The organism is Salinisphaera japonica YTM-1, assembly GCF_003788585.1.
Classification (GTDB): domain Bacteria; phylum Pseudomonadota; class Gammaproteobacteria; order Nevskiales; family Salinisphaeraceae; genus Salinisphaera; species Salinisphaera japonica.
Genome location: NZ_AYKG01000050.1, coordinates 1 through 9,392 on the forward strand (window position 1 = coordinate 1; position 9,392 = coordinate 9,392).

The 9,392-nt window shown below is 65.6% G+C and carries 9 protein-coding genes; 5 read left to right on the plus strand and 4 right to left on the minus strand.

Annotation, left to right across the window (positions count from 1 at the left end; all coding sequences use genetic code 11):
* Positions 1–173 precede the first annotated feature (173 nt).
* On the minus strand, positions 174–1,202 hold the full coding sequence (moaA, locus tag SAJA_RS13020) for a GTP 3',8-cyclase MoaA (protein ID WP_123659109.1): 1,029 nt from the start codon (positions 1,200–1,202) through the stop codon (positions 174–176).
* 202 nt (positions 1,203–1,404) lie between these two features.
* Between moaA and SAJA_RS13025 the strand changes: the two genes are divergently transcribed.
* Both SAJA_RS13025 and SAJA_RS13030 read left to right on the plus strand, forming a co-directional pair.
* Entirely contained in the window at positions 1,405–2,808 is a 1,404-nt protein-coding gene (locus SAJA_RS13025; protein WP_123659110.1) for a DUF2868 domain-containing protein, read from the plus strand.
* Positions 2,792–4,288, plus strand: coding sequence for a DUF3482 domain-containing protein (locus SAJA_RS13030; RefSeq protein WP_123659111.1), 1,497 nt, complete (start codon positions 2,792–2,794; stop codon positions 4,286–4,288). The genes SAJA_RS13025 and SAJA_RS13030 overlap by 17 nt, the downstream gene beginning before the upstream one ends.
* Positions 4,289–4,599: 311 nt before the next feature.
* On the opposite strand, the gene SAJA_RS13035 is transcribed toward SAJA_RS13030, so the two are convergent.
* From SAJA_RS13035 to SAJA_RS13045, 3 genes are all read right to left on the minus strand, one after another.
* Positions 4,600–5,316 carry a DsbA family protein gene (locus SAJA_RS13035; RefSeq protein ID WP_123659112.1) on the minus strand — a complete coding sequence of 239 codons (717 nt, stop codon included), beginning with the start codon at positions 5,314–5,316 and terminating at the stop codon, positions 4,600–4,602.
* A 175-nt stretch (positions 5,317–5,491) separates the two neighbouring features.
* Positions 5,492–6,196: a hypothetical protein gene (locus SAJA_RS13040; protein ID WP_123659113.1), complete on the minus strand. Its 705-nt coding sequence runs from the start codon at positions 6,194–6,196 to the stop codon at positions 5,492–5,494.
* Positions 6,197–6,244: 48 nt separating this feature from the next.
* A complete protein-coding gene (locus SAJA_RS13045) occupies positions 6,245–7,168 on the minus strand; it encodes a LysR substrate-binding domain-containing protein (RefSeq protein ID WP_123659114.1) in 924 nt (307 codons plus the stop codon).
* Between the two features lie 108 nt (positions 7,169–7,276).
* On the opposite strand from SAJA_RS13045, the gene SAJA_RS13050 reads away from it, so the two are divergent.
* The 3 genes from SAJA_RS13050 to SAJA_RS13060 all read left to right on the plus strand — a co-directional run bounded on the left by SAJA_RS13050 (position 7,277) and on the right by SAJA_RS13060 (position 9,293).
* Positions 7,277–8,359 (plus strand): YeiH family protein, encoded by a 1,083-nt coding sequence (locus SAJA_RS13050; protein ID WP_123659115.1) that lies wholly within the window; start codon positions 7,277–7,279, stop codon positions 8,357–8,359.
* A 191-nt stretch (positions 8,360–8,550) separates the two neighbouring features.
* Positions 8,551–8,955: a fluoride efflux transporter CrcB gene (crcB, locus tag SAJA_RS13055; protein WP_123659117.1), complete on the plus strand. Its 405-nt coding sequence runs from the start codon at positions 8,551–8,553 to the stop codon at positions 8,953–8,955.
* A gap of 17 nt (positions 8,956–8,972) precedes the next feature.
* Positions 8,973–9,293, plus strand: coding sequence for a putative PII-like signaling protein (locus SAJA_RS13060; RefSeq protein WP_123659116.1), 321 nt, complete (start codon positions 8,973–8,975; stop codon positions 9,291–9,293).
* Positions 9,294–9,392: the final 99 nt, after the last annotated feature.

Here is a 9,392-nt window from a genome sequence, read left to right on the forward strand (position 1 = left end):
GTGGCGCGTCCGGCGCGGGCAACCCGGAGGGCCGGCGGCCAAGCCGCTGCAATCCGGCGCCATAGTCGATTTTTAGGGGCTCCTTTACGTGGAATAACCACGCTGCACTCGCGATGCCTTGTCTTGCCGCGGCTTGGCCGCCGGTGCGCCGACTTATCTCATGACGACACGCCCTAGCCACCGATATACGACATCTCCACCTTGCCATCGGCATCGCCGCGCCGGTTGGCGGTTTCTTCGCCGCGCTGCTCGGAGTAGCGATCATCTCGGGCGTTCCAGATGCCGGCCAGCATGGCCGAGAGTTGGTCGTCGGTGGCCCCAGCCCGTAGCGGCGTGCGCAGGTCGCGCCCGTGGACGCCGAACAGGCAGGTATAGAGCTCGCCGATTGCCGATAGACGCGCCCGCGTGCAGCCGCCGCAGAACGGCTGGGACACGCTGGCGATGATGCCGATCTCGCCCGCGCCGTCATCGAAGTGCCAGCGATTGGCCGTCTCGCCGGGGGCGGTGGCCGGCTGGCGGCTGATGGGATAGCGGGTGCGCACCGTTTCCACGATCTCGCGGGCGGTGACGACTTCATCCAGACGCCAGCCGTTGGAGGTGCCCACATCCATGTATTCGATGAAGCGCAACACGGTGGACGTATGCCGAAAGGCCTCGACCATCGGCAGAATCTGGTCTTCGTTGACGCCGCGCTGGATCACGCAGTTGACCTTGACCGGGCCCAGGCCCGCGGCCGTGGCGTTGTCGATGGCGGTGACCACTTTCGAGGCCGGAAAACCGACGTCGTTGATTGCCTTGAAGCGTTCGTCGTCGATCGCATCCAGACTCAGCGTGACACGGTTCAGCCCGGCGGCTCTCAGCTCGTCGGCGCGCTTGCGGGTAAGCAAGGAGCCGTTGGTGGTCAGACAGATATCGTCGATGCCCTCGATGGCGGCCAGACGCGCGATGAGCACATCCAGATCACGCCGCAGCAAGGGCTCGCCGCCGGTCAGGCGCAGTTTGTTCACACCCAGACCCGCGGCCAGGCGCGCCAGGCGCTCGATCTCGTCGAAATCCAGCAGTTCGCGCTTGGGCAGGAACAGATGATCGGCACCGAACAGATGCCGCGGCATGCAATAGGTGCAACGAAAATTACAGCGATCGGTCAACGAGATACGCAGATCGCGAAGCGGTCGCTTGTAGGTGTCGAGTACCACGGACATAGAATCGATCAGTGGTAAGAGATTGTGTCCAGCCTAACACCGTGGCGGCATTTTGATCGAGTTCGGGATAGCCGGTTTCTTGAATACCAAGCTATTTCATAGGGTTGAGCAATAGCTCGGTCGGTTCAGTGGCCAAAGGTGTGATTGCGCGGCGCGAAATAGCTGGCACTTTGTGCCGTATCGCTTTTGTTCTGTCTGTTGCATGCAAGGCCTGTCTTTATCGGGCGCGCGTTGGCGTCTGGGTGATCTCATCGATTTCGAAACCCTGTTCGCGCAAGGGGATCAATCGATCAGCGAGCGCGATAGAACCCTGTTTCAACAGGAGATCGCGCCAGAGCTCGCGGCGCTGCCGGAATCGCGTCGTCGTGCTGTGGGCCTACGCTATTGGCTCGAGATACGCCGTGCGCGCTCGGCCGAGGCCTGGCCCAGCCAGGCCTGGTATTCGTTTCTGGCGGTCGCGCGCTGGGGCGTGTTCGGGGTCATGGCGATGCTGGGCGCGCTTCTGGTGTGGGGGCTGTGTCTGGGCAGCGATCAGCGCGTGCATGTGGTCATATTCATCGGGCTGACGTTGATCGTGCCGTGGCTGGGCTTTCTGATCTTCACGCTGGGCCGTTTGGTGGCCTGGTCTCGGACCCGACCGCCGTTTCTGATCCGCATGGTGTTGGCGCCGATGACACGGCGGCTGCCCGATGTGGCGGCCTCGTGGCGCCAGGCACTGGCCGATAGCCGCCCGGCGCGTATCGCCGTGACCGCCCGTGCCGCGATGCTGTCGCAGTACGGCGGGCTGGGCTACGTCCTGGGTGCCGTGGTGGCGTTCGTGGCCGCGCTGTTGCTTTATGACGTGCGATTCTATTGGCAAGCCACGGTCGACAACGCGTTCATCATTCATGCCGCGGTGAACGGCCTGGCCTGGCCGTGGCGGGCATTCTGGCCGGCCGCGGTGCCCAGCGATGCGCTGATCGCAGCCAGCCGCGTGGCAGCCGGCAGCACACAGGCGGCAATGGCCCAGAGCGGGCCGTGGTGGCGGTTCTTGTTGACGACCCTGCTGGTGTGGGGCATCGCGCCGCGTCTGCTGCTGGTGGCGTTTTTCGCCTGGCGTGAGCGCCGCGCGCTGGCCGGGCTGGATTTTCAAGCCCCGCGCCATCGCGGCATCTGGCGTCAACTGGCCGGTGTGAGCCGTGGGGCGACGGCGCCGGCCAATGCTGACCGGGCCCTGGTGCTGGACGTGGGCGGCCACGGTATCGAGGGCACGGCCGTGCGTGGCTATATGCTGCGCCGGCTGCGGGTCGCGCCCGGGCCCACCTATCGCGTGTCGGTGCTGGATGATGCCGCGGAGGCCGCGGCCGATGACGCGCTGGCCGAGCACCCGGCGCAGGTGATTCTTCTGGCCGCGGACTGGCTGTTATCGCCCAAACAGGTCAAGCGTCTGCAGCAACGGGTTCGCATGGCCGTGGGCCCGGACGTGCCGATCGTCTGGCTGGTCGTGGGCGAAGACGACGGCGCGCCGGGCGCGCCGGCACCGGACTACATGCAACACTGGGAGGCATTAATCGACGATCTGCGAGATCCAGCGACCGAGATCGCGGCCTATGACCCCACGGCCTGAGGACAGCACCCACACCCCCTGGCTTGCCCCGGACGCGCCGACCTTTGCTGTTGTGGGCAAGGTCAACATGGGCAAATCCGCCGTGCTGGCCACGCTGCTCGAAGAAGACGACGACGCGATCATCCGGATCTCCAACGAGCCGGGCGAGACCACCCGCTGTCAGCGTCTGTCGTTGATTCTGGACGGGGCCGAGCGCCTGCGCTTTATCGACACACCCGGCTTTCAGCAGCCGATCGAGGCGCTGCGCGCGATTCGGGCGCTGGCCGAACATCCCGAACGCGGGCCGGGGCCGGCTGATCTGAAACGCTTTGTCGAGCGCTACCGCGACACCGATACTTTCGTGGACGAGTGTGTTTTGCTGGCCCCGATTCTCGAGGGCGCGGGCGTGATCTACGTGGTCGATCCGGGCGTGCGGCTGCACGATGCCTTCATCGCCGAGATCGAGATCCTGCGGCTGTCGGCCGGCCCCCGGCTTGCCGTGCTTAATCCCAAGACAGACAAGGCCGCGTCACACGACGCGGCCTGGCGCGCCGAGCTGGGCAAGGCGTTCAATCTGGTGCGCACGTTCAATGCCTTTGCCGCACGCTTCAAGGCGCGGCGTGAACTTCTGGCCGCGCTCAACCAGATCGACGAGCGCGATCAGGCGCATCTCGGCGCCACATTGGACCGCCTGGATACCGAGTGGGCCCAGCGCCGTGAAGACGCGGCAGAGCTGATCATGGATTTCATGGCACGCGCGCTGACCCACACCGAGCGCACGAGCTATGTCGACGACGCCACGCCCGAGGCCGCACGCCGCGACGCGCTCGCCGAGGCCCACAAACGCTATTTCGCCGCGATTGCCGAGCTTGAGCGCGAGACCACCGATCGGCTGCTGGCGTTGTATCGACATCGCCATACCAAGGCCCGCACACAGGCCGTGCTGGCCGAGGATATCGATCTGACCGAGGCCGAGACATGGCAGCGGTTCGGTCTGGATCGTCGTCAGCTGACTTTTGCCGGCGCTGCCACGGGCGCGGCCGGGGGCGGCTGGGTGGATATCGCCACGGCCGGGCACACCCTGGGCCTGGGCGCGCTGTTCGGCGGCGGCGTCGGCGGGGCGCTGGCCTGGTTCAAGGGGGATGCCCTGCCGAGCCTGAATCTATCCGTGGGCCGCCGGGCCACGCTCGGCGGGCGGGCGCTGACCGTCGGCCCGCCCAAGAGCGCCAATTTTGCCTGGATCCTGCTCGATCTGGTGCTGCTGCGCTATCGCGCGATCATTGACCTGACCCATGCCGTGCGGGATCAAGACGGGCTGGCCGGGCCCGGCGGTTCCGGCAAGGACGGCCTGGTACAAGGGCTGGCCTCGGCGCGCCAGAAAACCCTGGCGCGCTGGTTCGGGCATCTGGCCAAGGACGCCGAGGCCCACCGGCATGATCCCGAAATCCGCGCGGCCATCGAGGCCACGCTGGCCGAAATCGAGCAGGCCAGGCCCGATTGACTAGGGCGTGTCGTCATGAGATATGCCGTCGCATTGCCCGCGCCGGGCGTGTCAGGCAAGGCGCGGGCCGCCGAGCGTGGCCAGCCACGGTCAAGGCTCGTAACGCCGCATGGCGCGTCCGGCGCGAGCAACCCGAATGGGCCGGTGGCCAAGCCGCGGCAATACGGCGTTATCGCTCGTTTACGTGGAATAACCACGCTGCACACGCGATGCCTTGTCTTGCCGCGGCTTGGCCGCCGGTGCGCCGGCTTATCTCATGACGACACGCCCTGGGACGGGCTAACCCGGGCCGATTGACCCGGGCCGGCGGATCAACCGGCGTTGCGCGCAGCCTCGATGGCCTGCTTGATCTTGTCGTAAGAGGCCGCCCCCACGAACATCGTGTCGCCGACCATGACGGTCGGCGTGGCGCGTAGCGACACCGCCTGGCCGGCATCCCGCTCGGCGTTGATATCAGCCAGCGGTGCCTCGCGGGTCATGCAGGCCTTGAGGGCCTGGGTGTCCAGGCCCAGCTCCAGACCCATGTCCAGAAACGCCGAGGACGGGTCGTTACGGCGTGACCAGTCATCCTGTGTGCCGTAGAGCTTGTTGTGATAGGCCCAGAACTGATCCTGGCGCGCGGCACACCGCGCGGCCACGGCCGCAGCCTGGGCGTGCTGGTGCATGGGCAACGGAAAGTCGAAGAACAGGAAGCGCACGTCGCTGGCATCGGCGTATTCCTCGCGCAGGCGCTGTGCGGTGTCTTCGAACCGGGCACAGGCCGGGCACTGATAATCGCCGAACTCACGAATGACGACGGACGCGTCTGCCGGGCCCTGGGCCTCGGCCAGCGCGTCGTACTTGTCGCGCAGCTGATCCATGGCGCTGGCATCCACCGTGGTCGGGCCGTCGTTACCCGCCGGCTGGCTGTCGTTGCCGGTGAACTTCATGACGAGGATCGCGATGACGATCAGCCCGACGATAGCCAGCACGGGCACGAACAGAACACCGAACAGGCTGGATCGGTTCTTGTTGGGAGCTGCGCTCATAGAGTGACTCGTTGACGAAACATGACGATATGACGTGTCGGCACTATAGCCGCTACGCCGTGCTCGCGTGAACGATCGAGCCAACAGGCCCTAGATTGCGCCGTCAATCGGGCAAGAAAAAAGGGCCCGCAGGCCCTCTTTTCATCACAGCGTGTTTTAACGGCGAGCGATCGACTTAGTTGTTGTCGGTCGCCTCGTTAGCGGCATTGCTGGCGCTGTCGGCCGCGTTATCGGCGCCGTTCTTCGTGGCGTCAGCTGCGTCGTCGGCGGTGTCTGTCGTGGCATCCGCGGCGTTTTCCGCCTTGTCCTGGCCACCGTTGACGATGTTGGAGGTCGTGGCCTTCAGCTCGGTCCAGGCGCTCTTGGCGCTCTGCTTGGTTTCCTGCCAGGCGCCGCTTGCCTGTGTCTGGGCGTTGGACCACCAGGAATCGCTGTACGTCGGCTTTTGCGTCAGCTCTTTCTTGGTCAGATCCAGGCTGATCTTGTAGTTGGGCTTGCTGGCGTGATCCGAGTTCAGGGTCTCGACCTTGAGATCGCTGGGATCAACGACATAGCTCTTGCCGCCGCCCAGGCCCATGCGGCCCTGGGTTTCGATCACGAACGACTTGATACCCATGCTGTTGTCCAGCAGCACGTCGCTGATTTCGCCAACCGATTTCTTGGCGTCATCTTCGGCATAAACCGAGGCGTCCATCAGCTGGGCCGTGGAGTACAGGCCCTGCGCCTTGTTCTGGGCCTCGCTCTGCATCGACTGGGTCGCGCCCTTGTCCTGGCTCATCGTGTTGTTGCTGCTCATGTCATTGGCAGCCAACGCAGCCGAGCTGGCGGCGATCAGCGAGACAGCGGCGAGGCTGGTCATGGCGGTATGTTTGATAGGCATCAATTAATGCTCCTTTCGTGAAAATTGGAATTAACGCACCAAGTTAGGTCATTCGGTTGAACGTAGGCTGACCGGCGCCTGGGCTGCCACGGATATCGGCCCGGCCAGCGTGTCGATCAGGCGATCCACGAGGGCATCCGTGCCGTCATGGGTAGCGCGAATCACCCAAAGCGGGCGTTCGAAGACCAGATCGCCAAGTGCCACGGTCACGATATCGCCGGCGGCCACGGCCGAACGCGAGGCCGCCCGGCTGACACAGGCCAGGCCCGCACCGGCAGCCACGGCGCGTACCTGGGCGCCGGCATCGTCAAGCACGAGATGCGCCTCCGGCACGGCCAGCCCGGCCAGGGCCAGGCGCTGTTCAAAGACCCGTCGCGTGCCCGAGCCGGGCTCACGCATGACCCAGCGCGCCCCATGCAGATCGGCCAGAGGCCACTGCCGGGGCATACCCGGTGCGCCGATTACCACCAAGCGGTCAGTCTGCCAGTGGGCGGCGCGCAGATCCTCGCGGTCCGCCGGGCCCTCGATGAAGCCCAGATCGGCCTCGCCACGCGCCACGCGAGCAGCCACCTGAGTCGTGTTGCCCGAGCTCTGGCTCAGTCGCAGGTCGGGATGATGTGCGGCCAGAGCGGCCAGCCGCTCGGGCAGCAGATAGCGGGCGATCGTGCTTGAGGCCGCGATATGCACCGGCCCGGCCAGTTTGGCCTCGGCGGTGCCGTGTAACTGCGCCGGCAGGGCACCCAGCGCGGCCCTCGGGCCGGCGGACAGCTCGGCCAGGCGATAGGCGGCACGGGTGGGGCGGAGTGTGCGCCCATCGCGGCGAAACAGGGTGAGCGCCAGCGCCTCGGCCAGCTCGACCATGGCCTGGCTGACAGCGGCCTGGCTGAGATACAGCCGCTCGGCCGCGGCGCGGATCTGTCCCGTGGCCATGACGGCTGCGAATATCTCGAGTTGGCGAAGCGTAAAACGCATGAAGTCTCTTTTGTTCGGTTTTGCCGAACGATCATATCGAAATGATTCGATTTTATATGTGCTGTCGTGAGCGCAAGGTCTCGTTCATCGCTCGCCACGGGATAGACGATGACCGAACAGACGACCACGCCGGAACCGGCGACTCAGACTCCAACCAACGCACGCGCCGCCGCGAGTACGCGCGGCGATCGGGCGCTGGACATACTGCCCGGACTCTTGCTCTGTATCGTATTGGCCGCGGTCTCCTACGGCGTGGCGGCCTGGCCGGCGCTCAACGCGGTTGTGCCCTTGTCCGCGCTCACGGTCGGTATTCTGCTGGGTGTGGCACTACGCCTGCTCGTGCCCTTGCCGAGCATGCTTGAGCCCGGCATCGGCTGGACGCTGCATTATCTCTTGCGTGCCGGCATCATCCTGTTGGGTTTTCGGCTCGTGTTGCAGGACATGTTGTCCGTTGGCGCGGGCGGTCTGGCACTGGTGGTCGCCGCGGTGGCCAGTACGATCACGTTGGCGCTTGTCATCGGCCGCGCGCTGAAGCTGCCGGATACGCTGTCGCTGCTGGTAGGCAGTGGCACAGGCATCTGCGGCGCCTCGGCCGTGGTGGCCGTTGACGGTGTGATCCGCGGGCGCCAGGCGGATGTGGCCTGTGCGATCGCCATGGTCACCGTCTTCGGCACGATCGCCATGTTTGCCTACCCGACGATCGCCGGCGCGCTGTCGCTGTCCGAGCCGGTCTATGCGGCCTGGGCGGGCAGCTCGATTCACGAGGTCGCCCAGGCCGTGGCCGCCGGCTTTGCGTTCAACGACCAGGCAGGCGTGGATGCCAGCCTGTACAAGCTCTCGCGGGTGGCCCTGCTGGCCCCGGTTTGTGGCTTGCTGGCGGTCTGGGTGAAACAGCGCAGCCGCCAAGGCAGCAGCGATGTGCCGGCCAGGCGCTCGCCGTTTCCCTTGTTCGTGCTGGCCTTCGTGGCGGTCGTCGTGCTCAATTCCGTGATCGATCTGCCGCCCGGTGTGCACAGCCTGTTCACCGGGGCGGATGCGGCATTGCTCTCGGCCGCGATGGTCGCCATGGGGCTGACCACGCGGCTCGCCGCCGTGGTGCGCATGGGCTGGCGCCCGTTGGCGCTCGGCGCGTTGGTCGCTGTCTGGATCAGCGGGTTGTCGTTGGCCGGGGCAGCGCTGATTGCCGGTTGAGCCACGACCGCTGGGCCGGCTACGGGTTATGCACGTTATATTGCGCTCTAAAACAATCACGCGAGGCCGCCATGCCCAGCTGCGATGACAAGCGCCCGGACGAATCGGCGGTGTATGAGCCGAGCCGCTCACATTCGTCGGGCCAGACCACGGAATCCGAAAGCGGCGCCGAATACGAAGAGGACAAGACGATGCCGGTAAGCCTGTCGATTCTGGCGATCGCCCTGGGGGCCGCGCTGGGCGCGAATCTGCGCTGGGGCCTGGGGCTGGGGCTGAATCATCTGTTGCCACAGATGCCGCCCGGCACGCTGGCCGCCAATCTTCTGGGCGCATTTCTGATCGGCATCGCGATTGCCGCGTTTTCAGCGTTGCCGCAGCTGTCGTCGTTCTGGCGGTTGCTGATCGTGACCGGGTTTCTGGGCGCGCTGACGACGTTCTCGACGTTTTCCAGCGAGATCTATGCCCAGTTACAGGACGGGCGGCTCGTTTGGGCGTTTGTCGGCATCGCGACCCATGTAGCCGGCTCGTTGGCGATGGTGGCGCTTGGCATGGCCAGCTTTGTCGGCCTGCGACACCTCACGGGCGCCACTTCCTAACCAAAGGCAATCACGACATGAAAGGATTCGAAGTCATCTTCATCGCGCCGCGCTCGCGTCGTCACGAGGGCGAGCCGGTTCTCGACAAGATCGTGGCACTGGCCCACGCACAAGACATCACGCGTCATACGCTGCGCGATGACGCCGGCGGCGTCGGCGTCAACGGCCATGCCCATTCAGCGCATTTCTTCGAGGCCACCGACGAGCCCCAGGAGCTGATGTTCGTGCTCGACGGCGGCGAGGCGGATAGCCTGCTGCGCGCCGTCGAAGACGCCGATATCGAGGTCTTCTGTGTACGTCGTGCGATCGATTACTGGCAGCTCGGCGAGCGTAACTAGGGCGTGTCGTCATAAGATATGCCGTCGCATTGCCCGCACCGGGCGTGTCAGGCAAGGCGCGGGCCGCCGAGCGTGGCCCGCCACGGTCAAGGTCCGTAA

Coding starts and splice junctions, on each gene's coding strand:
- SAJA_RS13045 (WP_123659114.1), bottom strand. CDS start 7,168: ATGCGTTTTACGCTTCGCCAACTCGAGATATTCGCAGCCGTCATGGCC.
- SAJA_RS13060 (WP_123659116.1), top strand. CDS start 8,973: ATGAAAGGATTCGAAGTCATCTTCATCGCGCCGCGCTCGCGTCGTCAC.
- SAJA_RS13035 (WP_123659112.1), bottom strand. CDS start 5,316: ATGAGCGCAGCTCCCAACAAGAACCGATCCAGCCTGTTCGGTGTTCTG.
- crcB (WP_123659117.1), top strand. CDS start 8,551: ATGCCGGTAAGCCTGTCGATTCTGGCGATCGCCCTGGGGGCCGCGCTG.
- SAJA_RS13030 (WP_123659111.1), top strand. CDS start 2,792: ATGACCCCACGGCCTGAGGACAGCACCCACACCCCCTGGCTTGCCCCG.
- SAJA_RS13025 (WP_123659110.1), top strand. CDS start 1,405: ATGCAAGGCCTGTCTTTATCGGGCGCGCGTTGGCGTCTGGGTGATCTC.
- SAJA_RS13050 (WP_123659115.1), top strand. CDS start 7,277: ATGACCGAACAGACGACCACGCCGGAACCGGCGACTCAGACTCCAACC.
- SAJA_RS13040 (WP_123659113.1), bottom strand. CDS start 6,196: ATGCCTATCAAACATACCGCCATGACCAGCCTCGCCGCTGTCTCGCTG.
- moaA (WP_123659109.1), bottom strand. CDS start 1,202: ATGTCCGTGGTACTCGACACCTACAAGCGACCGCTTCGCGATCTGCGT.